Below are 26,086 nucleotides of genomic sequence, written 5' to 3' on the forward strand. Positions count from 1 at the left end.
AAAATTATAAATAAAATTTAATTCAAATATATTTTCATGAAAAAACCTGAAATGAAAGTAGAGCCAATTAAAAATGGGACTGTTATTGATCATATTACAGCTAATAAATCTCTCCATGTTTTGAAAATTTTAGGGCTTCCTAATGAGGATATTAATGTTACAGTAGCTATGAATGTTTCTTCTGGTAAAGCTGGAAGAAAAGATATAGTAAAAATAGAAAAAAGAGAACTTGATTCTTCAGAACTTGATCAAATTGCTTTACTTGCTCCTGAAGCTACCATAAATATAATAAGGGATTACAAAGTGGTTGAAAAGGATAAAGTCCGTTTTATGAAAGAATTAAAATCAATCATTCGATGCAACAATCCTAATTGTATTACAAATGCTAATGAGCCAATTGAATCTAGATTTCATTTGATAAAAACTTCACCAATACTTTTAAGATGTCATTATTGTGAACGATTGATCGATGCTGAAGAAATAGATAAACAGTTTTAATAATTGTATCTTTAATATTTTTGGCTATGATATTAATCTTATAGCTTTATATAATTAATTATTATTTTATATAACTAATTATAATATTTTATATAAGTAATTTAATAATTTTATATAATTAATTTATGAGATAATGATTAATTACATAATTAGAATTAAATTAGAAATTATAGTTAAATTATTTAAATTATAATTAGACAAAAATTAGATTATAATTTTATAGAATTAGGTTATAATTTTATTATACCTTAAAAATCCAAGCATCTGTCTTAGGGAAGCAGTTATACTTCCTGAAGCTATTTTTCCATGTGGAGTTTTAACCTCACAAGTAACAGCGGGAATACCTCTTAAATTTAAAACATCTTCAAGAGCTCCTGGATATTCTTTACCCGCTATAAGATAGTTTCTATAAGGCTGTTTTATTAATCTTGAAATTCCAATTGCCATTCTAGCACTTTTCAATGTTGGAACTTTTGTGCCCATTATTATATTTTTACCAGGGTTTCCTCCAGGCATTGTACAATGAAAATCTCCTACAGCATCTATCTTATTTTTCTTTGCAAATAACATTATCTTATTAGTTATACTACCCTTTTTATTAGCTATAGAGTTTAAATTTTTACCATTGTAGAACCTTTGATTTTTGGCAGTTGCTTTTGGAGCTACGAATGGTATAACATATATTGTACCTTTTATATTTTTCTTTTTACTTAGATAATTTATAAGCTTCATTGACGCAACCTGTGATGAAAGTTCACTTCCATGAACTCCTGAAACAATAAGCGTTTTTTTACCTTTGCCATTTCCAAATTTAACTACTGGTGTTCCTTTTTTTGCAGCTTTAATAACTTTTGTTGTAATCTCTGATTTTGGAATATTCTTTTTTATTAAGCTGTTTTTTGTAACATCTCCTCCAGTACCCCATTTTTCAACTGTAACTGTAGGTGTAGCTGCTGATGCTGCCTGTATTCCAATTAAAAAAATTGATAATATTATTAATACTATAAATATCCTTTTAAAATTATTATTAATTTTAATATTTTTCATGTTATTTATTATAATTTTTCCTCCCCCGTGTTTTTTAAATTTTTTATATTTATTTTTTATAGCTATCTTTTATAATTATTTTAAGTTATCTTTTATAATTATGTTATAGTTATCCATTATAGTGATTTTTACTAGAAATATTATTATTTGTTTTTTATTTTTATTATTTTTTCTGTTATTATATTATCTTTATTAAAATTTTTTATTATAATTTTTATAATTTCTATCATTATTTTTTATCATAATTTTTATCTTTATAATTTCTATCATTATTATTTCTATCACTATTATTTTTATCTTTATTATTGTTATTATTACTATTTTTAATGCTTTAATTTTGATATTAAATGTTTAGAAAGCTTTTTTGATAATGCTAATATAGTTAAAATTGGTGGTGCTCCTGGTGCTTTTGGTAAAACACTGGCATCACTAACATATAATCCTTTAATCTTTGTTTCAAGATTCAAATCAACGATTTCTCCAATAGCTGCTGTTCCTCCTGGATGAGCTCCTCTAAGATTTGTTGAAATGATAGATTTAGGATCAACTCCTGAATTTATTAAAATAGCCCCTGCAACAGCTGAACCTTCAGCTATAAATCTAACATCTTTTTCAGAGTTTTCTTTAATCACTTTACCATCCTTTATCTGCCCAAAACTATCATCAGGGATTTTAACCATAATACTAAAAATATCAGACTCTTCAACGTCTTTCTTTTTAAGTTCATTTGCAATAAAACTTGCATAATGTGGTGCAAGAATGTAATTTTCTCCTTTTATGAGGCTATTCATCTGAACTTCTTTATTAAATCCAATATCTTTAATTATCCCTCCTATCGTTACAAAAGGATCCACAAATAATTTTTTCCCAGCAGGTAAACCTAATTTTTGAAGTAATTTAGCTGTATTTATAGCTCCAGCAGATGATATGACTATATCTGAGAAGATTAATTCTTCTTCATTTTTTTTATTTTTAACAATAACTCCTTTGACTTTATTATCTTCTACAATTATTTCTATAACCTCAGTATTATCTAGAAAAACAGCACCATTTTCAATTGCCTGATTTATAAATTCTATTGATGTCCATTTTGCATCTCTAGGGCAACCAAATGCACATTTACCACAAGGTATGCATTTTTCATCTTTAATAAATTTCGGCATTTTTATAGGGTTTAGATTAAGTTTTTTTGATGTTTCAATAAATTTCCTATTACCTATTCCAAAATGATCATCATCCATTTCATGAACTGATAATAATGTTTCTACCTCATTTAATTCTTCATATATTGAAATTCCCATATCTTCTAATTCTTTTTCAAGAACCCTAACACCATTTCCTGCAGAAACTGTTGTTGTTCCTCCTGTACAGCTTGTTTTTAAAATATCAACTTTGTTATCAGAAGGATCATAATATCTAAAAGCATCATTTAAATTTATGCTGGGACCTTTTTCGATTATCGTCACTGGAATATCATTTTTCGATAGTTCCATAGCTAGTATTCCACCACCTGCTCCAGATCCAATAATAACAACCATTTTATAATTCCCTGTTTTATTTTATAATGATTTTATAATAATTTTATAATATATTTTGTAAATATTTTTAAGTGTATTTATTTTTTCAATGATTTTAATAATATATAATTTATACTTATTTTATTTTATCCTTATCTTAGCGGATATCTTATATTAATGTAATTTAATTTAAGATTATATTAAATTTATCAAATATAACCATGAATAAATTAGATTTATATTAAAATTTACTATATTAAGATTTAAATCTATATTAAAATTAAAATGAAATTATATTAAATTATATTGATTATCTAAAATTATAATTATCTAAATTATACTAATTATATTAATTATTTCTAAAAATATCTGAAAAATAGCTATAATTTTATAAATAATATTTTTATAAGTAATACTCTTTTTAATACATTTATAATTAATAGTATTACTATGATTTTGTATAGTTATAAATATTTTATATAGTTCTTTATAAGTAAATATTCTATTATATTTTCTATTATATTTTTATTTTAGAATATTTTTTAAATAATATAAAAATAAAAGTAGATTTTTATCTACTAAATAAATGATATGTAAATGCAAGTATAATTATATTTATATAAAATATATTAAATGTAAATAATATTAATTAGCTATATTACATAATTTAATATACTATATTGGATAATTAAAAACTTATTCTGCGTCCATCATTTCACCATAGGTGATTTCGATTTCGCAGCCTTTTGGACCACAACAGAAATGTTGTAAATCGAGTTCAATTTGCATTTTTTCACCTCTTGTGTTAAATTTTGTGTTAATTTTATAAGATTTTAAGAATTTTATAAATGTACTAAAATCAACACTTACATCTTTTTTTAAGTTATTATTAATATAAATATTTTTTGTATTTTCACGAATTAATCTAAAAGTTAACCTAGAATAATTATACTTATCTAAAATAATAATACTATATTTTATTCAGATATCAGTTTAATATTAATCTTATTGAATACTGAAATTATTAAATATCAATCATTAAATAACAATCATTAAATTATAATTACTAAGTCTGATAAATATCATATTCTGAATTTTACTTTTGTGGAATTCTTAATCAATTATATTCACTAAACATTGTATTCTGTGAATATGATGTAAAGTTTATAACACTCATTATAAAGCTTCTAAAAATCAAATTTGGATAGGAATTATAATAGCTTTCATTTGCATCATAACTTTCAGAATTATTTAGATCAGTTTTATTTAGTTCAGAATTATTCAGTTCAGAATTATTTTGGTTGGTTGTTTCTTTAAAAACTTTCAAATAGGCTCTAGGTCCATTCCAATTTTTATCTTTTCCTGTAACTGCACAATAATCTGCTCCACAATGTGAACAGGTTAATTCTCCTTCATAGGTTCCTTTAGGATTAAATACTAGTGTTCCATCATGTCCACACAGGGGGCAATGATTTTCCCATGTTATTGTATAATCTTTGTATGGCAAACTATTTTTTGCACTTGGTTTTGCAGTTACTGTAATTGTATCTGCTGCCACGGATGATATGGAAAGTAATGACATTATAATTATTAAGGAAATTCCTATAAAGAATTTTTTATTAGTAATCTTCAAAGTTTTATACTCCTTTTTAGTATTTTGTAAATTGAATCTTGAGTTAAATTGTTTATTTTAAAATTGTTTATTAATTAAATCATATCTAATTAAATTAGTTTTAATTAAACTATTTCTAATTAGATCAGTTCTATTTTCTAATTAAATCATATCTGATTAAATTAGTTTTAATTTAATTATTTCTAATTAAATCATTTTTAAATGATATATTCCTAATTATCTTGATTATATCTTTTTGTTCTATTTTTTATTCTATTTTTTATCATATCTTTTTAAAAAATTGTTTTTAACTTCTAAAAAGTATATAATTTATTAGGAGCTATTTTTAACATTATTATTCATCTACCAATCAAATTAAAAAATAATTTTAATATTTATTTCTCAATTTTTTCTGGATTTTTTATTTTTGGTTTAGTTTAAATTCTTCTGTGATTTTTAAACCAGGTTCTGCCACGATTTTTATTAATTTTGTCATAATATCGCCTCCATCATGACAATAATAGATAAATATTATTTTTTAAGTATTTTAATCTATTTTTTTGTTTTTTTCTATTTTATTCAACAAATCTCTTTATTTTAAATAAATTTGATTATTATTTTAATTAATTTGGATATATAATATCATAATTTTGAAAAATTTTTAAAAAAACATTTTCCTTGTTTAATATATTATAATAAGTTATAACTTATCTTTAATTATTCATTTAAGCTCATATTTTCGTTTACTTATTTTTAATTATAAAACATGATATTTAAATGTTCCTCTAAAAACTCTAATAATTCCTTAATTTAACTTATAACTTATACTTTAGGTTTTGTTTATTGTTATGGGCAATATTATTTAATTTTAAAAATTCACAAAAATATTATATTATAATAAATTTTAAAAATAAAGTATTGCTCTCGAGTAAAATATAATTTTAAAATACTTTTAGAATAATTTATAGTTTTAAAATAAAATTCAGTTTTAGAATAGAATTTAATTATAAAATAAATGGCATAGAATAGATTTTATGGAATAGGTGTAGAATAAATGTTATGGAATAAATGGTGTAGAATAGATTGTATATAGAATAAATCGTAATTTCAGAATAGAATTAATTTTAAAATAAAATTAACTTTAAAATAGTATATTAAAAATAATAAAAGAAAATATAATTTAACTTTTTAATCATAGTTTTTTATTTTATTGTAGTTTTTTTATTTTATAATTACAGAATTTATAGAAAATTTCTTATGTTTTGAATTGGAAATAATATTGTATCTGATTATATTAAGGATATTACTTATTATTAAAATATACCTAATTATTATTATAAATATATCATTTATTTATAGATATGTTAAAATATTATAAGAAATATTACAAATTTAAGTATTACAAATTTAAATATCACAAATATAAGTATCACAAATTTAATATTAAAAATTTAAAATATTATATGATTAAAATTTAAAATTTAAAATAAAAAAGTGTATTAAGTTAACTAATCATTATATAGTTAGAAATCATTTAATGGAATTATTTATCCAAGGTGGAAAATATGGAAGAAAATTTAGATTATTTTATAAAAACTATTGATAATATTACTTTAAAAGCTGATTATGTTGATATAAAAGCTTCTAAAGGAAATAATACTAACATTATTATGAAAGATAATAAAATTCAGGAAGTTAATACTGGAATTGATATTGGGGCTAGAATCAGAGTTTTAAAAAATGGAGCATGGGGTTTTGCATTTACCAATGATTTGAATAAATTAGATGAAATAGCTAAAACTGCAATCAAATTATCAAATGTTCTCAATGGAGATGTAGAATTAGCTGAAGCTGAAATTGTTGAAGATAATGTTAAAACTCCTAGGAAAATTCCATTTAGTGATGTCACTATTGAAGATAAAAAAGAAATAATAACTGATGCAAGTAAAGCTGCAACTTTAGGCAATGTATCAAGTACTACTGTTAGCTATTCTGATAGTGAATCAAAGTCTGTATTTGTTAATAGTGAAGGTAGTTCTATTTCAATGGATGAAACTCGTGTAGGATTATTTTTGAATGCAGCTGCATCTTCTGGAGATATTATTCAATTTGGCCATGGTAGTATTGGTGGTGCAAAAGGATTTGAAGCTTTAAAGGATCAAGATATTGAAAAATTTGGTAGAAACATAGGTGAAAAAGCAAATAGGCTTTTAAAGGCTAATACTCCTCCTTCTGGTAATTTTTCTATAGTGGCTGATAATGAATTAACTGGAGTTTTTATACATGAAGCATTAGGTCATGCAGTTGAAGCTGATTTAATTCTTCAAAATGATTCTATATTAAAAGGTAAATTGAATCAGAAAATTGGTTCAGATATTGTAAACATTATTGATGATGCAAGTGATATGAGTGGTTTTGGTTATTATGCTTATGATGGAGAAGGGATTAAAACTAAGAAGAATCAGCTTGTAAAAAATGGTGAACTAGTATCTTTACTTAGTTCAAGAGAATCAGCATCAAAGTTAGATATGAAATCATCTGGAAATGCAAGATCAATAATCAGTGAACAACCTATAGTAAGAATGAGCAATACTTATTTAGAACCTGGAGATATGAGTTTTGAAGAGTTAACTGAAGATATTTCTGATGGAATATATCTTAAAGGTTCAAGAGGAGGACAAGTTGATACTGGAAAAGGAATTTTCCAATTCAATGCTGCTGAATCCTTTAAAATTGAAAATGGTGAAATTACTGACCCTCTTAGAGATGTTTCACTTTCAGGTAATGTATTGGAAACTTTAAAAAATGTTGATGCAATTGGTAGTGATTTTAAACTAGGAATTGGATTTTGTGGAAAATCTGGACAAGTTGCTCCAGTTGGTGATGGTGGTCCTCATACAAAAATTTTAAATGCTACAGTTGGAGGCAGTAGCTGATATTCTAATTTAATTCTAATATAATCCTAATATAACTTTAATTTAATTCTAATTTAACCTTATTTAACCCTATTTAATCTTATTTAATCCTAATTTAATTCTAATTTCATTATTAGATTTTTATGAGGGGGTTGTATATATGTTAAGTGATGATGATGGAAAATATTTAATAAAAATAGCTAAATTAGCTATTGAAAATTATTTAGAAAATGGAAAGAAAATTAATGTTCCGGAAGATTGTCCTGAACATTTAAAAGAAAAATTAGGGGTCTTTGTAACTTTAAATAGAAATAAAGAACTTCGAGGATGTATTGGATATCCTGAACCAATAGCTCCTCTTATAGATGCAACAATTGATGTAGCTATTTCTGCAGCTGTAAATGATCCAAGATTTCCTAAATTAACTAGTGAGGAATTGAAATATATAGAATTAGAAGTAACTGTTTTAACAAAACCAGAGCTTTTAGAGGTATCTGATCCTTTTAATTATTCTAATGAGATACTCATTGGTCGAGATGGATTAATAATTGAAAAAGGCTTTAATAAAGGTTTACTTTTACCACAAGTTGCAACTGAATACAATATGGATAGTGAGACTTTTTTAGCTAATACATGTATCAAAGCAGGTTTATCTTCAGATTGTTGGAATTCAAAGGAAACAAAAGTTTACACTTTTCAGGGGCAAATCTTCAAGGAATAATCAATAATTTAGTATGTTATTAATATTCTACTAATTATTTTACAAATTATTTTATTAAATTTATTATTTAATTTATTAATTTTATTAATCATCTTATTAATTATTTTATTAATTTCATTATTCATCATATTAGTTTGTTATTTATTTTATTGACTTTATTAATTATCTTATTAATTTTATTATTAATTATTTTATTAATTTTATTATTTATTTTATTATTATATTAAAAATATTTTTAATATTATAGAAAATCTTTATTAAGGTAGTTAAATAAAGATAATTAATACTTTATTAAATATTATTCTGTTTTTATCAATAATTTTTATTAATAAAATTAAAAAAGAATTTTTATGAAAGAATTTTTATTATTTACAATTTATATATTTAGGTTAATATTATGATGATTCCAACTATTCCTACTCCTGATGAACTTTTAGATAAAGGATTTAGAAGAGGAAAAAAAGCAGCAGATTTAGCTAGGACTTCAAAAATTCCAAGACATTTGAAATCTAAAAGAATTGAGGAAACAAGAGTTATTACAGCTTGTCAAGTAATTAAAGATAGAATTAAGATGATTTTAGATAGGGTTCCTAATATTGAAACACTTCCTGAATTTTATCAAGATTATATTGATATTACTGTTGGTGTGGATGATATGAAAAAGGCACTTGGTGCTTTAAATTGGTCTTATGGTATTATAACTCAACTTGAAAAAGATTATTCCAGTAGAATTCGTAGATCTTCTCCTGAAAAAGCTTCAACACTTCAAAAACAAGCATATGGAAGAATTGCTTCTGTTGTTAATAAAATTAAAAAAGATCTTGATTTTTTAGATTTTGCCAAAGCTAATCTTAGAAACATGCCTACCATAGACTTTGAAGCTACTACAATTGTAATAGCTGGGTTTCCGAATGTAGGAAAATCTACTTTACTTCGTCAAATTACTGATGCTACTCCAGAGGTAGCTAACTACCCTTTCACAACTAAAGGGATCCAAATAGGACATCTTGAAAGAAATTGGAAAAAAATTCAGATTATTGATACTCCAGGGCTTCTTGATAGACCAATTTTAGATATGAATGAAATTGAACTAAATGCTATGGTGGCTCTTGAACATTTAGCTGATGCTATTTTCTTTATTATTGATGTTTCAGAAACTTGTGGTTTCTCTATAGAAAGTCAATTTAATCTTTCTTATGAAATTAAAAGGATTTTTGATGTTCCAATGGTTTATCTTTTTAATAAGATAGATATTGCTGATGTGAATAAAGATACTAATGATAAATCCAAATTTGAGTCAGATGAATCTGAGTCAGATATTAGCTATTTAAGTAGTTATTTAGAGGAAACTGATGATTATTTGTTTATCTCTGCTTATGAAGGTAAAGGTATTGAAGATATAATTTCTAAATTGTCTAGTGTAAGAAAAATAGAAAGAAATAAAAATGAAGATATGGAATTCTATTGATCTATTTTTTATATTAATATTATTTTTAAACTCTTTTCTATTTTATATTAAATATTATTTTTTAAATTTTTTTCTAACCAAAAGTTATAATAATGACTTAGACTAAACATACTACAATAATAGAAATAAGCTATTGATTTATATATTATGAAAAATTTATAATTTAAGCTTATTAGGAGATTAAATATGTCTGAAAAACCTAAACTTGATAAAGAGAAGTATGATGAAATTGCAGGAAAAGTAGACAAACATGTAGAGAAAGGAAAAAATGTTGCTGGAAGAATGGCTAATGATTTTGGAAAAACAATGGATGATATTCTTGTAAATCTCAAATCCTTTCAAAAAGACTTTGATAGTAAAATAAGTGAATATAAAGAAACTGTTCCAAGCAAAATAGACCTTGATTTAATAGATTCTGCAGATACTTTTTATGTGAAAGTAAATCTTCCTGGAGTAGAAAAAGACGAGATTGATGTAGAAATTGTTGATAAAGATTTAACTATAACTGCTTTCTTCGGAGACAAATCTGAAGAAGCTTGTGATGGAGATTGTCAATTTTTAATTAAAGGAAGAACTTATGGTCCAGCCAGAAGAACTATTTCTTTACCAAATAAGGTAAAAATGGATGATTCAAAAGCAGAATTTAGCAATGGCGTTCTTTTCTTAGAACTTCCAAAAGTTGAAGTTAAAAAGTTAAAAATGGATATTAAATAGTTATATTCTTTTTAATTTCTTATTTTTATTTTTTATAATTATTTTAATATTTATTATTCATATCTTACTTTACCTATATGTCTAGTACTTCCAGGATCCTCACCATTATAATGTGCTAAGTAAAAGACAAACCATTCAAGAGGTATTACGAGTATAAATGGGGATAATAGATTATTTATATTAGAATAATCTTGCATTCTATAAACTAAAGTTTTAACTCCTATTTTTTCACAAAAATCAATTGCTTTTTGAGTTATTTCATCTGATGGATATTGTGAATCTAATATAATAATTGGAACATCTTTTTCAGCCCTTTCTATTAATCCATGTCTAAATTCTGATGAATATAATGGGCAAGAATGTTTTAAAGCACCTTCCATTAACATTGTCATAGCTAATTTATAAGCTAATCCAAAATTCGGACCACTACCTAGTGCATAGAATATTTCTTCATCTTTAAGTTTATATGCTAATTTTTTATTTTCTTCTTCAGTATCTTCAATAATCTTTTCCATTAGATCTGGGATTGATTTAAGTTCTTTTAGAAGTTCATCAGTTTTTTCATAGTCTGAAGCTGAAAATAATATGTAATATAATGTAGATAATTGAGTAACATAAGTTTTGGTCCCTAAAATAGCTTCTTCTCTTCCACACTGTGTAACTACTGAATATTTTGCTTCTTTTATCATTGAACTATCTTTTTCATTAGATATGGCTATTGTATGGAGTCCTAATTCATTAGCTCTTCTAAGAGCGGCTAGTGTATCTGCTGTTTCACCAGACTGAGATGTAAATATAGCTGCTGAATTTTCCCCATCTATTTTTTTATTATAATAAAATTCATATCCTGTAAAAACATCGATATTTAAGTTAGTTACCATTTCAAGAGCATCTTTTGCTGTATAAGCTGTTGATAAAGAACTTCCACAACCAACTAAATAAATACGATCAACTTTAGATAACTTATTAGCTATTTTTTCCATATTTTTTAATTCTGTTTCGAATGTTTTTCTAATTGAATCAGGTTGTTCGAATAGTTCACTATACATTTTGTATTTCATTTGTATCTCCAACTGATTTGATGTTTTTAAGTTTTTTATCTTAAATAGTTTTATTGATTATCCTATTTAAACTTTAAGATAATTATCGCATTTATTAATATTTATAAGTCAATTATAAAAGTATTATAAATTATTTTAAATTTATAAATTCATTTTATTAAAGTAATTTTATTAATAATTGTGGAAATTTTTTATTTTTTATTTCTATTTTTAATTTTCTATTTAATAATTAAAATTAAATAGTTGATAGATATAAAATAAGTTCATGAGTATTGATTTAAGTTCTGTTGGAATGAAAAAAGGACAACAATATGAAACTATAATAACAACTATGGATAGTGAAGGTAAAAAAAATGGAGCTCCAATTGGTGTTATTTGTAAAGATAAATATAAAGTTATGTGTCGAATATTTAAAGGTAGTAAAACACTTGATAATATTATCTTAAACAATGAATTTATTGTTAATATAACTTTAAACCCTATTTTATTTACACTTGCAACAATTGGAAATATTCCTGAAGATTTTTTTATAGATTCTAATATTGAAAATAGGGATAAAAATAATAATAAAGAATATAGGGATAAATATAGGGATAAAAAAAGTACTTATAAAAATTTGCCTGTTTTAAATGATGTTGATGCTTATTTAATATGTAAAGTAATTGATATAAAAAATGCCTTTAAAAAAAGTGACCCTATAAAAAAATCAGAAGCAAAGGTTATAATTGCAAATGTTGAAGATATAATCTTAAATAATAAATGCGCAAAAGCTGCTAATAGAGGTTTTTATTGTTTAATTGAATCTTTAGTGAATTTTACTAGGTTTGATATAGTTGATAGTGAGAAAAAAGATTATTTTTTAGATAGATTTAATGAATCAAAAAGAGTTGTTAATAAAGTGGGAAGTAGTGAAGAAAAAAAAGCTATTGAATTACTTGGAGAAACTTTTAAAAATAAAGGATATGAAACTGATTAGTGTTTTATAATGATATATTTATAAAAAAGAATTAAGAACAATTAAAAAATAAAATATTAATGATTAATTAAAAAATAATTAAAGTAAAAATACTTTAAAAGAGAATTAATTTTAAAGTAGAAATACTTAAAAAATTTAATTTAAAGTATAATTTTAAAAAAAACTTTAAAATTAAAAACTTTTTACTTTAAAAATATTTCAACGAATTTTGCATAAACTGGTCTAGTAATAAATACTCCTACTAAAACTCCTAAAATGGTTGTAAATGCAAAACCAGCTAATGTTCCTATTCCACTACTTCCCCTTGCAAATCCAACATATGCAAGAGGTAACATAGCTGCAATTAAAGTTCCTGCTGATGCAAATACAATGAATAATGCATTTTTAACACTCATTCTAGTTCTAGTTCTTCTTCGTTTTTTATTTGTTTCACTTTTAGACTGTCTACCTAGAACTTCATCGGTAATAATAATCTGATCATCAACACCAGTTCCAACTGCTGCGATTAGCCCTGCAATCGCTGATAAGTCTATATTCCAATGAATAATCGAAGCTATTCCCATAACGATAAGTACCTCAGATATACTTGTTATTATTATAGGTATAACTAAAAGAGGATTTCTATATCTAATGAATATAATACTTGAGATAACCAGTATAGCTAACAATCCTGCAATTATTGCTCCATTTAAGAATTGTTCTCCTAGTTCGGCTGATACTGTGCTTGCACCAACAACTTTAATTTGAACCGGAAGTGAACCTGTTTTTAAAACAGTGTAAACATTTTGAGCTTGTGTTCTTGCTTCTTCAGGAGTGGAAGCTCCACCTGTAACACTTAATTCTGTAGCTGCTTTTCCATTAGCTAACTCTGGAGCAAGTTCTGGAGGGTTTTCATCAATTAATTTACCATCCAAATACATGTAAACTTTTTCTCCACCTTTTCCTTCAGCTAAATCTGCAAATTTTTGAGCTCCGCTTGTGGATACTTTAAATGGAACCATCCATTGCGTGTCGGTTATCTCATACATATCAACCGATGTAATGTCTGCACCAGTAAGTGCTACTGGAGCACTTTCATTACCTATTTTGGCTTCAAATTTACCTGGAGATCCTATCAGTTTTTCAACTTCTTCTGGCGAAACACCAGCCATCTCAATTATAACTAGTTGATCACCACTTGATCTGACTTTTACATCTTGAACTCCAAATAAATTAAGACGCTTATCTAAGACAGTAGTTACAACATCCATTGTTTCTTTATCAACAGGTTTTTCAAGTTGAAGTTGTATCAATGATCCTCCTTTTAGATCAAGACCTTGCTGAATTCCAAGAGTTGAAATACTAATTGCGCTTGCTAGGATTAATATTATTAATAATATAACTCTTTTATCCTTGAAAAATTCTTTTAAATGTCTTTTCTTCATTTTTTCACCTCTACATACCATCTAAGAATTCCAAGGTTCATAAACCATGTTGTTAGTATATCTGCAATTAATCCAATCATTAAAACTGCTGCAATATTGGTTAAGGTTGTTGCTTCAGGGATTAAGAAAATTGTAACTAAATAAAGAACTACCATTGAAGCAATAGCTGTAATTGACATAGTCATACCAGTTTTCATAGCTTCTCTTGCTCTTTCAACAAGAGTTCCTTCTTTTCTCTTCAATAATCTGGTTGTAAGAAGGATATCTGTATCAACACTATAACCAATTAACATAAGAAGAGCTCCAACAGAAGCTATTGACAAAGGAATATTGAATAAAGACATTCCTCCCATCGAAATAATAATATCTGAAGCTGCAGCTAATATAACAGCTATTGATGGAACTGGTTCTCTAAATATTATAAAGACTGTTATAGACATAAATAAGAATGCAAATGCCATTGCCCAATAAACTTGAGTCATAGCTTCTTCACTCAAAATAGGACCTATTGCATTATAACTTACAACGGTTCCGGTTCCATTCAATGCCTGGTTAAATGCCGTTGAATTCACTTCACTCCCTATTTGAACAGTTATATCTGTACCTATATTACTTAAAACATCTACTTCTTCAACACCTAACCCTTGATTATTTAAAGAGTCTTTCAACTGACTTTCTAAAGAAGAAGAACTTGTAGGTTGATTCATATCTAAAACTGCCACTGAACCTCCTTTTAAATCTATCCCTTCATCTATTCCATTAAAAGCTATTAATCCTAAAGATATAATTGTTATTATCACAGGTATAATAATTAATAGCTTATAAGAATCCATTAATTTTTTTAACATTAAAGCACCATATTTTTAATAATTATATAAACTTAAATCTAATAATTTTGCTATATTTAGACTATCTTCTTCGATTTTTTCAATACTTTTATTTTTAGTTTTAATAGTAAAAGATTCAACTACTCTTGCTCCACGAGCTTGGACTTTTTCACTCATTCTTTCAATAGCAGAACGTCCTCCAGAACCATTCATGGTTGCAAATAGTACAATATCTTTTCCACGCAAATCACATTTATCAATTAAGGTTATTATTGCAGGAGAAGCATTACCTGCCCAAGTTGGAGTACCAAAATAAATTAATCCATACTCACTCAAGTCTATGTTTGAAGGACTAATTTCAGTCTTATTTTCTCTAAAAGCGTCTACTGAAGAAAATACTTTACCAAAGAATCCACTTCTTTTTTTTAAATCTTTTATTTCTATTAAATCAGTATTTAAATTTTCAGAAAGTGTTTTAGAAACAATTCTTGTGTTTCCACTTTCTGAAAAGTAAATTATCATTGTTTTCATTTTATCCCCTATTTAAAAGATATTATTTATTAACTCCTTTCTAATTATTATCTTTAATATTATTTTTAATTATTAAATAATTATTAGTAATTATAAGTAATATTATTAGTAATTAATTATTATTAATTATAAGTAATTATTTAACTAAGTAATTTAACTAATTAATTATTTTAACATAAAAATTTATATAAAAACTTAAATAAAATTTTATTAAAATTTTAATATAATTTTTAATTTAGTATTATATATTTTTATTATTTATAAAATCTCTGATTTTATAAGTTTAAAAACGAAGTTTTTATTATTTATAATCTTTTTTTGATTAGAGTATTATTAATTATTTTTATTAGTATTAATTATTTTTATTATAAAATTAGTTTTATTTTTGGTTTTATTATTTAATATACAATTAGTTTATTTTTGATATAAATATTATTTTTATATAATATTAATTTTTAGGGTCTTATTCCATAACTATCTATGGCTGTTTTTTCTTTGAAACCACACATTATATTCATATTTTGGATAGCTTGTCCAGAGGCACCTTTAACTAGGTTATCTATAACGGATATAACAACTAACCTACCATTTTCATCTATTTCAAATCCTCCAATATGGGCAAAATTTGAACCTCTCACAGAATTTAAATTAGGAGTTTCTCCATCATCGAGTATTTTAACAAATTGCTCATTTTTGTATTGTTTTTTATAAAGGTTAATTATATCATTTTTAGCATCATCAATATTTTTACTATAATCAATGTTTTTAGTAGCATCGATATCTTTAGTATAATCAATATTTTCATCTACTAAATTATTTAAGAAACTATGACTAGTAGTAAATATTCCCCTAATAACTGGAACTAAATGGGGGGTGAATGATACTTTAACATTTGAATATTCTCCTAATTCTTGTTGAATTTCAGGACCATGTCTATGACTTATAATTTTATAAGCAATTACATTATCTGCACAATTGGGGTAATGGAATACTTGATTAGTATTTACTCCCCCTCCACTCACACCTGTTTTAGAGTCTATTATTATATTATCAACTAAGTTATTTTGGGATAATGGAAGATTTGCAAGTATTGCTCCAGTTGGAAAGCAACCAGGATTAGCTACTAGATCTGCTTTTTTAATTTCTTCCCTATAAATTTCAGGAAGACCATAAACAGCATCCATAGGTGAAACATGCTCTATTCCATACCATTTTTCATAAGTGGATATATCTCTAAATCTGTAATCTCCACTTAAATCTATAACTTTACCACCAGTTTCTAATAGCTCTGGAACAATATTCATTGATGCTCCATGAGGTGTTGCTGTAAATATAATGTCACTATCAATTTTATCTGTATTAATATCTTTAAAAACTAGTTCTGATCCTTGTATATGAGGGTGTATTTTGTTTACAGGTGTTTTATCATATTGTCTAGATGTAATATTTTTTATTTCAACATTTGGGTGTTTTTGTAATAATCTAATTAATTCTCCACCAGTATATCCACTTCCACCAACAATAGTCACTTCTGTCATTTAAACACCTTGATTGTTTATTTTATTAGATTATATCTTAGTATATTATAAATAAGACTTATATTACAAATAAAATTTTAATAATTACATACTTTTTATCAAATATAATATTTTTATTAAATATAATAATTTTTATTAAAATTTGATATTTTTGTTAAATATTTTATACATAAATAGATATGATTTTTTTAGTATAAATATATTTTTTAATATTTTTTAATATATTTTTTAGTACATAATTTTTAGTACATAATATATTTGATAGAAATAATATATCTGGATAATTTTAATTTATTTAAATGTTTGTTAATCATTAAACTTAGAAAATGAATTTTATTGATTTTTTAGGAAATTTTATTAATTTTTCAGGATTAACAATCTTTTAAACTTTTTTCTGTAAAGTCAGAATTCTTTATTTTTTTTATTATTTTGCAAGTGCTGTCTAATTCAGCTTTTCTATAATTACTTACTCTTTCAACTTCACAATCTATTTTTTGGTTTTCAAGGTCTTTTTTCAAGTCCTCTATTTTGTAGCTTTGATCTGAACCTATTGCGATAATATCTGGGCGAATATCTCTGACTATCTTGAACATATCTGTAGGGTGGCCTAAATAAGCTTCATCCACAGGTTTCAACATCCGTATCATTTCTAATCTTTGAAATTCTCCTATTATCGGAATTCTCTTCTTTCTACGGACTGTTGAATCTCTAGCTACAACAACAACTAATTTAGCATCTTTGCCTCCTAATTCTTTAGCTTTTTGGAGGTATAATCCATGTCCAGGATGTAAAAGATCGAATGTTCCAGTTGCCATAACAGTTTTCATTTTTCCACCTTCTTATTTACTACCTTCTTATTTAATAATAGTTTCATTGTTCTTATTAGTATTATTATTAATAATATTCTTATTATTCATATATATTATTCGTATCCTTATTATTCGTATCTTTATTATTCGTATCTTTATTATTCGTATTCTTATTATTCGTATCTTTATTATTCATATCATTATTATTGCTATTTATTCTTATTATTTTTATTAATACTATTATTAGTAATAATATGTATTATTATTTCTAGTATTGTTCCTATTATTAGTATAATTACTAGTTGTTAGTTTTTTATTCAATATTTTTTATTTAGTATTTTATTTGCATGTTTTTTATTTGGACTGTAATTTTAATGCATCGATTAAGTTTATTTTATTTTTATACAATGCTGATCCAATAACTACTCCTTTAACTCCAGTAGTAGTAATTTTTTTTAAATCTTCTAAAGTTGTTATTCCTCCAGAATAAACAATTGGAATATCAACAGAATTTACTAAATCAATCGCTGGCTGAATATCAAAACCACTTAATAATCCTTCTACATCTACATTAGTAAATAAAATACTTCCTGCTCCAGCTTCTTGAAACTCTCTACTAATATCTGTAGCTTTTTTATCAATTTTCTCTTTCCAACCTTTAATCACTACTTTAGAATCTTTACTATCAAGAGATACCATTATCCTTTCAGATCCAAAGTCTTCAGATAGTTTTTTTATTGTATTAGGTTTTTCAATAGCCATTGTCCCAATAATAAGTCTTTCTATATCTAAATTCAAAAGTTTTTCAGCATATTCAATGCTCCTAATTCCTCCTCCTAATTGAATTGGAATATTAACTTCTTTTAGAATTTTTTTTATTGTATTGAGGTTATCTTTAGTTTCTAAGGCCCCATCAAGATCAATCACATGAATTATCTCGGCACCTTCATCTTCCCATTTTTTAGCTACCTTTTCAGGATTATCTATTATAACTTGCTCAGTTCCAGGTTTTCCTTGAACTAATTGAACACATTTTCCATTTTTTATATCAACTGCAGGCATTATTAACATTTTTTCCTCTTTAAAGGACATATAAGCACCTAATATTTTAATTAGTATTTAAATAATCGTTTATTTTTTATATAATATTCAATTAATCGTTTATTTTTTCGTATTATATATAATTAATTATATAATATGTAATATATAAGTCAATTTATATAGCATAATAAAATTTATATAATATATATTAATTTATTTTATAATCTATTTTATATTATTTTATAATTTATTTTATAAATTTAATAATTCAAGTTATGGATATAAAAATATTATTAATAAAGATAAAAGATAAAAATAAAAAAATAATAGAATTAGTAAAATTAATAAAACTAATAAAAATTAATAAAAATTATTATAAATAATTATTATTATAAAGAAAAAGAATTTATTATAAAGAATTATTATAAAAATTGTTTTAAGAAGTTATTTTAAGATACTATTGAATTATTTTTAAGTTCATTAATGTTTAAATTAGGCTTAATGAATGATTTATTGATTTGATTTTTATGAAGAAGGTTGCTTTAAAAATTGCTTATATTGGAACTAATTTCCATGGATTTCAACGCCAACCAAACCATAGAACTGTTGAAGGGGAACTCATTTACACCTTAAAAAAATTAGGTTATATTGATGATTTGAGTTCTTCTAAATTTGGAATAGCTGGTCGTACTGATAGGGGAGTTCATAGTCTTGGAAATGTTATTAGTTTCATGAGTGATAGAGAAGTGATAGTTAACCAGATTAATCATAAACTTCCAGAAGATATTCAAATAATAGCTAAAGCTCCAGTTAGATATGGATTTAAGCCGAGGTATGCTGAGTCTAAGCATTATAGGTATGTATTTTTTGAAGAAAACCTTAACATCTCCCGTATGAATGAATTAGCTAGTCTATTTGAAGGAAAGCATGATTTTACTAATTTTTCTAAGAGAAATAATAGTCAAAAAACTACTGTAAGAACTATAAACAAAATTGAGATTATGAATAATAATACTAATATTAATACTAATAATGCTGATATTAATAATAATATTAATAGTAATTATAATAATACTACTAATACTACTAATACTACTAATAATAATATTAATAATCTTGACATTGATACAGAATCATTAGATACTTATAATTTTGATAAAGAATATTCTCAAAAATTAGAAAACCCTAATTATTTGAAAAATTCTCCAAAATATATTTCTGACTTAAAAGAATCTGGAGATTTTATTGAATCTCATTATATAGGTGAATTAAAAGCTATTGGGAGATTTAATGAGAATTTTCAGAATGTTAATTTTAACAAGTCTAGCTATGAACCAGTTTTTATTGATATTTATGGAGAAAGCTTTCTTTGGAACATGATTAGGAAAATGATGAGAATCTTTTTATTTGTTGGTAAAGAAGAAATGGAAGTAGAAGAAGTAAAAGATATGCTTGATCCAACTAAAGAATATAATATAAAACCTCTTAACCCTGAAAATCTTATATTAATGGATATAGATTATAATAACATAAAATTCCAATACGATGATTATGCTTTAGAAGGATTTAAAAGAGTATTAGTAAGAAATCTTTTTGATTATAAAATGAAAATATCATTAGAAAACAGCCTTTTAAACAGCTTAGAAAGTTTAAAATAGGATAGAACATATTTTTTTAATATTAAACGTATATATATATATATATTAATTATATGTTCAATATTATCACTCATATAACTTTGTAGTTAATTTCTTTATAATTTTTTAGTGTGTAATTAATAGTAAAATATATATGGAAAATGATCTATGATTATATGTGTATTTAGTAAGTCCTTATTTCTCTTGATGCCTTTAGTGTGTCTACACTCTTTATGAGTATATAGAGGAATAAGGTAAATGCACTATTTTATTTCTTTTGATTAAATTTTAATAAAATATAAAGAAAAAAGAAGTAATACTTATTAGAAGAAATAATTTTTAAAAATGCTCTATTTATTTTCATAATTCTTTAAAATTTAGATTTTTCTATTTTTAATACTAATTTTTAATTTATTTAATTTTTTAATTTAATATTATTATCTTATTTTTTATTTTTATTTTTTATTTTTATTATTCTATTTTTATTTTTTATTTTTTAATTATACTAAAAATATTATAAAAAGAAGAAATATATTATTATAAAACAATTGATATATTATATATTAAATATTTTATAATTGAATAATATTTGAAATATTATAATTATTAAAAAATCAAAGATTTCTTAATTTTATAAAAATAAAAAATTTTTATAATTATAAAAAAATATTATAAAAAATAGTGTAAAAATGAGTATTATAATAAAATTATAATAAAGATTTGTTACAATTAATGAGGGATAGTCTGAATAACATTCAAATTAAACAGGATAAAAAAGATAAAACTTCAAATAGTTTTAAAACACCAATAATTGTGGGATTTGATCCTGGATTAACAGTTGGCTTAGCTATATTAGATCTTAATGGTAATTTACTTTTTTTAGGTAGTTTTAAGGAAATAACTAAGTCTGAGATTATAAATATAATAATGAAGTTTGGAAGAGCTATATTAATAGCTACTGATGTTGAAAATTCTCCAAAAGCTGTTAAAAAATTAGCTACTACTTTAAATTCAAAAATATTTGCTCCAAAAAATGATATTCCTGTATCATATAAAAATGAACTTGTAAATAACTTTTTAAAGAGTAATGGTGATTTTTTATCAGAAAATACTGAAAATATTAGTAATGTGTCTATGGATGCTCATAAGAGAGATTCACTTTCTGCAGCTATTTTAGCATATAAAAATTATGAAAATAAGTTAAACCAGCTTGAAAGGAAGTTTTTAGAAGCTAAAATTAATCTAAACTCAATCGATAAAGAAGATGTTGTTAATGAAAATTACTATGAAATACTAAATCAGGCGAAATCTTTTTTAATAAATGATAAACCTATAATCGAGTCTATTTCTAAGGCATTTGAAATATATGATCTTATTGATAATGAAGAAGATATAGATTCTAATGAAGAAGAATTGGCTGATCTTGAAGATAATGTTATTAGTATTAAGGATTTAGAAGAAAAATTCTATAATCTTAAAAATATTAATAAATCTCAAGAAAAACAAATTAAGAATCAGGATAATATTATTAAAAATCTTAAGAGTAAAAATAATTCATTAGCTAATGAATTAATTGAGAAAAATGATAGGATATCTAAAATTGAGAAAGATTTAAAGATACTTAAATTAAAAGAGTCTAAAGCTGTTTTAAAGGATAAAGAAGTAGCTTCGAAGATTAAACTTCTAAAAACAATTCAATTAAAGTATAATGAGGAAAAAAAACTTAGAGAATCTCTTGAAGAAAAGCTAAACAAAAGACTTAAATTTGATGATTTTAATGAGTTATCTATGTTTACACCTATTAAAATAATTGATTCCTTTACAAAAAATGGCTTGAAACAAGCTAATAATTTGTTTAAATTCAAAAGAGGGGATGTTTTGTATTTTTCATCTTCAAAGGGAGGAGGTTCACAAACAGCTAAATATATTGTAGATATTGGTGTAAAAGCCATTATCACTAGTAAAGATAATGAAACAATGTCTCCACAGGCAAAAGAAGTGTTTGAAAAAAATGAAGTTCCTATTATTAATGAAACTGATTTAGATATTAAATTCTTTGATGATTATGCAGTTGCTGATACCAATGCTTTAAATAGTGTGATTGATAAGTGGAAAGAAAGTTCAAAACAGAAGACTATTAAAAAAGCTCAAAACGATCTTTTAAATGTTATTAATGAATACAGAGTAGAAAGAAAACGAGAAATTTGATTCTTATATATTTTAATTTTTTTAAAGATTAATAAATCCTTTGAATTCCATTCACTTTGTCAAAGTCTTTATCAAAACTTATTATTTTTGTTATTCCTAATTCTTTCATGGATTCAATGATTGTACTATCTGTAAATGATAAATCACCATTAAAATTTATGTAAGTTTCAATTATTTTATCATTGATATTGGGGATAGAATTTTCATTAAAGATTGTACAGGTATCTTTTAAATAGTTGTATACTTTTTTGCAATTTTTTACATCTGATTTCATACCTATTAATGTTATTATTTCGTTTAAAACAGCTTGACAGATTATTCTTTCTTTAGTGGGTATCTCTTTTATTATTTCGCTTGCTCTTTCAAACCAGAAATCAGTTTTAATAAAAAAACCAATAAAAAAATTAGTATCTATGAATATCATATTTTTTTATCTCCTTTTTTATAGATATCGTCTACTAATTTAACTGCATTTGTTTTTTCTTTTAAAGATATCATGCCTTTTACATCATCATCAGTTAATTTTTTTCTAAATTTTAGCTCTACTTTTCCATTTTCATCGGCAATCCATTCAATAACATGATCTTTTGTTAATCCTAATTTTTCTCTTATTTTTTTAGGTATTACGGTTTGAAATTTGTCATAAATATTTGTTTCAGCTTTTATCATAATTAAACTACCTCATGTTTTTTTATTATAATATTATATTTTTCTTACTATTAGTGTTTTCTTACGTTTATAGTTTATCTTACGATATTTTTCGTTATATAATAATAAATATTTAAATATTACTTTTTTTATAATTAGTATTAAAAATAGAAAAATTTATATAAAATTAATTATTATATAATATATTGTGTATAGGCTAGAGATTCAATAGGAATTTACTTTCCATTGAATCTCGCTTCTTATATTATACTTTTTTTTGTAATATATTCTTTTTTTTGTTAAGTTTTAATTTATTAGTGTTTTTTAGTGGTATTGGTTTTTTATATATTATAGTTTCATGCTTGTAGGAGAATATGGTATACTAACCCGTTTTTACTCCTTACTTATAGATCAGAATAAGGAGTTTTGTAATACTAATTAAGATAATTGTCATTGTTTTTAGTATTGATATTTTTAAATTATCTTTCATAATATCACCTCCTTACCTTTTTTTTGTAAGAAGAAGCTGATATTGTACATGAGCTTCTTCATTATATGTTTTTCAACAGCTTTAGGGTTAGTAATACCATAATACTAATATGTAATAATAAATATTTAAATATTACTTTTTTTATAACTAGTATTAAAAATAGAAAAATTTATATAAAATTAATTATTATATATTATATTGTACATGAGCTAGAGATTCAATAGGAATTTATTTTCTATTGAATTTCACTTCTTATATTATAATTCTTTTTGCTTTTAATTAATATCTGATTTTTGCAATATATTCTTTTTTAAGCAAAACAATATTTTTATCAGTTTTTTACCAGTTTTTATCAGTTTTTATTTGGCTTTAATTGATTTTTTCTATATCTTAAGAGTTGATATATGAGAATAGTATGGTATACTAACCCGTTTTTAATCTTTATTTATAGATCAGAATAAGGAGTTTTGTAATACTAATTAAGATAATTGTTATTGTGTTTAGTATTGATATTTTTAAATTATCTTTCATAGTATCACCTCCTTACTTTTTTTTTGTAAGAAGAAGCTGATTTTGTGTATAGGCTTCTTCTTTATATGTTTTTCAACAGCTTTAGGGTTAGTAATACCATAATACTAATATGTAATAATAAATATTTAAATATTACTTTTTTTATAATTAGTATTAAAAATAGAAAAATTTATATACAATTAATTACAATATTTTGTAATGTTTATGAGCTAGAGATTCAATAGGAATTTATTTTCTATTGAATCTCACTTCTTATATTATTTTTTGCTTCTTTTTTTATTAATCGTTTTATTTGAAAGGGTTTTTGTGTTTTTATCTTTTTTCATTATTATTCTATTTTTTCTATTTTTTTAATTACTTCTAATAATCATTTAATTTTAATTTAAAGGCAGGGGGCAGCTATTGTTTTTTATTTTTTTTGGGTAGGAAGTTTTTTATAGTAGTTTTTTTATATTATATTATTGTAGCGTAGTGAGTGTTCTCATTGTGCTATGTATTTTTTATATACACTGATTGATTGGATCAGGAGGTGAAAAAACGAAAATGTTTACAATAAATAGACTTTTTAAGCCAATTATTTTTGTTATGTGTGTTTTATTTATCTTTTTAGCTTTATCTAGTGCTAGTGCAGCTAATCATAATTTTACTACAGCTAATACTACTGAACAGTTTCAAAGTGTTATTAATAATGATAATGATAATGATTTGGTGATTAGTTTTGCTAATGGTGATTATGTTGATTGGGGTCAGCTTAATATTAGTCGTAATGCTACTATTGTTGGTAAAAACCGTGGTGGTGCTAAATTCACAACATCTAGTGTTGATACTTTGTTTAATATTAATGCTACTAATGTAAAGATTATTAATTTAACTATTAGTGGTTATGCTACAGCTATAAAATCTAATTGTAGTGATTTGACTGTTAGTGATAATAATATTACTACTTCTGGTGTTAGTATTAATTTAAGTAGTAGTGGTAGTGCTAATCCTATAACAGGTGTTGTTATTAAGGATAATATTATTAAATCCAGTATATCTGCTAGTTATCGTGGTGCTGTTTCTTTATTCGGTAAATCTGCTGATAAGACTGTTTTTGATGTTTTATTTAGTGGTAATAATATAACTGGTGTTTATTCTGGTGTATATTTAGGTGATGGTAGTTATAATAGTCCTGTTTCGTCTGCTAATTTGGTTTTTGAAAACAACAACATCACAGGAACATCAAATGGTGTTTATCTGGATGCATACAGCAGCAACAACACCAATATAACCTTCGCCAACAACAACATCACAGGAACATATGGTGTTTATCTGTCTGCATACAGCAGCAACAACACCAATATAACCTTCGCCAACAACAACATCACAGGAACATCCGGCCCTGGTGTTGCTCTGTCTGCATACAGCAGCAACAACACCAATATAACCTTCGCTAACAACAATATTACTGGTGTTAGTTATGGTGTTTATGTTTATTTGTCTAATGGTAATGTTAAGGGTGTTAATTTCTTGAATAATACTATTAATGCTACTAGTGGTGATGGTTTTTATTTCTATACTAGTGGTGGTGTTACTAATGTGACTGATTTTGTTGTTAGTGGTAATACTATTTTTGCTACTAATGCTGGTTTGAATTTTACTGGTTTAAGTGCTGGTTCATTGGTTAATGTTACTGTTGAGTATAATCGTATTATTGCTTCTTTTGGTGTTAATGTTACTGGTCATAATGATAATAGTATTTTTGATCGTAATTGGTGGGGTGTTAATGATATTACTGGTATGATTTTGGGTGTTGATACTTTTAATCATTTTATTTTGAATATTACTAATACTTCTAGTTTGGATGGTGTTCATTTTGGTGATAATGTTAGTT

General features: G+C 24.4%; 21 protein-coding genes. 9 read left to right on the forward strand and 12 right to left on the reverse strand.

What is annotated here, in order from left to right:
• Window positions 1–36 precede the first annotated feature (36 nt).
• Window positions 37–498: an aspartate carbamoyltransferase regulatory subunit gene (pyrI, locus tag MBBAR_RS07185; RefSeq protein ID WP_080460625.1), complete on the forward strand. Its 462-nt coding sequence runs from the start codon at window positions 37–39 to the stop codon at window positions 496–498.
• A gap of 225 nt (window positions 499–723) precedes the next feature.
• Here pyrI and MBBAR_RS07190 read toward each other — a convergent pair whose 3' ends face one another.
• The 3 genes from MBBAR_RS07190 to MBBAR_RS07200 form a co-directional block, all read right to left on the reverse strand.
• Window positions 724–1,545: a succinylglutamate desuccinylase/aspartoacylase domain-containing protein gene (locus MBBAR_RS07190; RefSeq protein WP_080460626.1), complete on the reverse strand. Its 822-nt coding sequence runs from the start codon at window positions 1,543–1,545 to the stop codon at window positions 724–726.
• 323 nt (window positions 1,546–1,868) lie between these two features.
• Window positions 1,869–3,083 carry a GMC family oxidoreductase N-terminal domain-containing protein gene (locus MBBAR_RS07195; RefSeq protein ID WP_080460627.1) on the reverse strand — a complete coding sequence of 405 codons (1,215 nt, stop codon included), beginning with the start codon at window positions 3,081–3,083 and terminating at the stop codon, window positions 1,869–1,871.
• 1,096 nt (window positions 3,084–4,179) lie between these two features.
• Entirely contained in the window at window positions 4,180–4,695 is a 516-nt protein-coding gene (locus tag MBBAR_RS07200; protein WP_080460628.1) for a hypothetical protein, read from the reverse strand.
• A gap of 1,544 nt (window positions 4,696–6,239) precedes the next feature.
• Between MBBAR_RS07200 and MBBAR_RS07205 the strand changes: the two genes are divergently transcribed.
• The 4 genes from MBBAR_RS07205 to MBBAR_RS07220 all read left to right on the forward strand — a co-directional run bounded on the left by MBBAR_RS07205 (window position 6,240) and on the right by MBBAR_RS07220 (window position 10,492).
• Window positions 6,240–7,610: a TldD/PmbA family protein gene (locus MBBAR_RS07205; RefSeq protein WP_080460629.1), complete on the forward strand. Its 1,371-nt coding sequence runs from the start codon at window positions 6,240–6,242 to the stop codon at window positions 7,608–7,610.
• Window positions 7,611–7,749: 139 nt separating this feature from the next.
• Window positions 7,750–8,310 carry a TIGR00296 family protein gene (locus tag MBBAR_RS07210; RefSeq protein ID WP_080460630.1) on the forward strand — a complete coding sequence of 187 codons (561 nt, stop codon included), beginning with the start codon at window positions 7,750–7,752 and terminating at the stop codon, window positions 8,308–8,310.
• Between the two features lie 397 nt (window positions 8,311–8,707).
• On the forward strand, window positions 8,708–9,778 hold the full coding sequence (locus MBBAR_RS07215; protein ID WP_080460631.1) for an NOG1 family protein: 1,071 nt from the start codon (window positions 8,708–8,710) through the stop codon (window positions 9,776–9,778).
• Window positions 9,779–9,964: 186 nt separating this feature from the next.
• Window positions 9,965–10,492, forward strand: coding sequence for an Hsp20/alpha crystallin family protein (locus MBBAR_RS07220; RefSeq protein WP_080460632.1), 528 nt, complete (start codon window positions 9,965–9,967; stop codon window positions 10,490–10,492).
• 53 nt (window positions 10,493–10,545) lie between these two features.
• Here the strand turns inward: MBBAR_RS07220 and MBBAR_RS07225 are convergent, their stop codons facing one another.
• Window positions 10,546–11,553, reverse strand: a complete 1,008-nt coding sequence (locus MBBAR_RS07225; RefSeq protein ID WP_080460633.1) for an SIS domain-containing protein — start codon at window positions 11,551–11,553, stop codon at window positions 10,546–10,548.
• A 265-nt stretch (window positions 11,554–11,818) separates the two neighbouring features.
• On the opposite strand from MBBAR_RS07225, the gene MBBAR_RS07230 reads away from it, so the two are divergent.
• Complete coding sequence (locus MBBAR_RS07230) at window positions 11,819–12,529, forward strand: DUF447 domain-containing protein (RefSeq protein WP_080460634.1); 711 nt, start codon at window positions 11,819–11,821, stop codon at window positions 12,527–12,529.
• A 182-nt stretch (window positions 12,530–12,711) separates the two neighbouring features.
• Here the strand turns inward: MBBAR_RS07230 and MBBAR_RS07235 are convergent, their stop codons facing one another.
• The 6 genes from MBBAR_RS07235 to hisA form a co-directional block, all read right to left on the reverse strand.
• The gene (locus MBBAR_RS07235) at window positions 12,712–13,953 is read right to left on the reverse strand and encodes a preprotein translocase subunit SecD (protein ID WP_080460635.1); all 1,242 of its coding nucleotides are present in this window, start codon (window positions 13,951–13,953) and stop codon (window positions 12,712–12,714) included.
• Window positions 13,950–14,801 (reverse strand): protein translocase subunit SecF, encoded by an 852-nt coding sequence (locus tag MBBAR_RS07240; protein ID WP_080460636.1) that lies wholly within the window; start codon window positions 14,799–14,801, stop codon window positions 13,950–13,952. Before MBBAR_RS07240 ends, MBBAR_RS07235 begins: the two co-directional genes overlap by 4 nt.
• A gap of 15 nt (window positions 14,802–14,816) precedes the next feature.
• Entirely contained in the window at window positions 14,817–15,311 is a 495-nt protein-coding gene (locus MBBAR_RS07245; protein ID WP_080460637.1) for a flavodoxin family protein, read from the reverse strand.
• 455 nt (window positions 15,312–15,766) lie between these two features.
• Entirely contained in the window at window positions 15,767–16,849 is a 1,083-nt protein-coding gene (argC, locus tag MBBAR_RS07250; RefSeq protein WP_080460638.1) for an N-acetyl-gamma-glutamyl-phosphate reductase, read from the reverse strand.
• A 371-nt stretch (window positions 16,850–17,220) separates the two neighbouring features.
• On the reverse strand, window positions 17,221–17,676 hold the full coding sequence (locus MBBAR_RS07255; RefSeq protein ID WP_211272922.1) for an adenylyltransferase/cytidyltransferase family protein: 456 nt from the start codon (window positions 17,674–17,676) through the stop codon (window positions 17,221–17,223).
• A gap of 336 nt (window positions 17,677–18,012) precedes the next feature.
• Window positions 18,013–18,750 carry a 1-(5-phosphoribosyl)-5-[(5-phosphoribosylamino)methylideneamino]imidazole-4-carboxamide isomerase gene (gene hisA, locus MBBAR_RS07260; RefSeq protein WP_080460639.1) on the reverse strand — a complete coding sequence of 246 codons (738 nt, stop codon included), beginning with the start codon at window positions 18,748–18,750 and terminating at the stop codon, window positions 18,013–18,015.
• Between the two features lie 476 nt (window positions 18,751–19,226).
• Here hisA and truA point away from each other — a divergent pair, with 476 nt between their 5' ends.
• Both truA and MBBAR_RS07270 read left to right on the forward strand, forming a co-directional pair.
• Entirely contained in the window at window positions 19,227–20,357 is a 1,131-nt protein-coding gene (truA, locus tag MBBAR_RS07265; protein WP_080460640.1) for a tRNA pseudouridine(38-40) synthase TruA, read from the forward strand.
• Window positions 20,358–21,068: 711 nt separating this feature from the next.
• Complete coding sequence (locus MBBAR_RS07270; RefSeq protein WP_080460641.1) at window positions 21,069–22,544, forward strand: DUF460 domain-containing protein; 1,476 nt, start codon at window positions 21,069–21,071, stop codon at window positions 22,542–22,544.
• A 28-nt stretch (window positions 22,545–22,572) separates the two neighbouring features.
• Here MBBAR_RS07270 and MBBAR_RS07275 read toward each other — a convergent pair whose 3' ends face one another.
• On the reverse strand, window positions 22,573–22,968 hold the full coding sequence (locus tag MBBAR_RS07275; protein WP_080460642.1) for a type II toxin-antitoxin system VapC family toxin: 396 nt from the start codon (window positions 22,966–22,968) through the stop codon (window positions 22,573–22,575).
• Window positions 22,965–23,213 carry an AbrB/MazE/SpoVT family DNA-binding domain-containing protein gene (locus MBBAR_RS07280; RefSeq protein WP_080460643.1) on the reverse strand — a complete coding sequence of 83 codons (249 nt, stop codon included), beginning with the start codon at window positions 23,211–23,213 and terminating at the stop codon, window positions 22,965–22,967. Before MBBAR_RS07280 ends, MBBAR_RS07275 begins: the two co-directional genes overlap by 4 nt.
• 1,543 nt (window positions 23,214–24,756) lie before the next feature.
• Here MBBAR_RS07280 and MBBAR_RS07285 point away from each other — a divergent pair.
• A partial coding sequence (locus MBBAR_RS07285) for a right-handed parallel beta-helix repeat-containing protein (protein ID WP_143746163.1) occupies window positions 24,757–26,086 on the forward strand: 1,330 nt, incomplete at its 3' end.

The sequence above is a fragment of the Methanobrevibacter arboriphilus JCM 13429 = DSM 1125 genome (assembly GCF_002072215.1).
In the GTDB taxonomy this organism is placed as follows: Archaea; Methanobacteriota; Methanobacteria; order Methanobacteriales; family Methanobacteriaceae; genus Methanobinarius; species Methanobinarius arboriphilicus.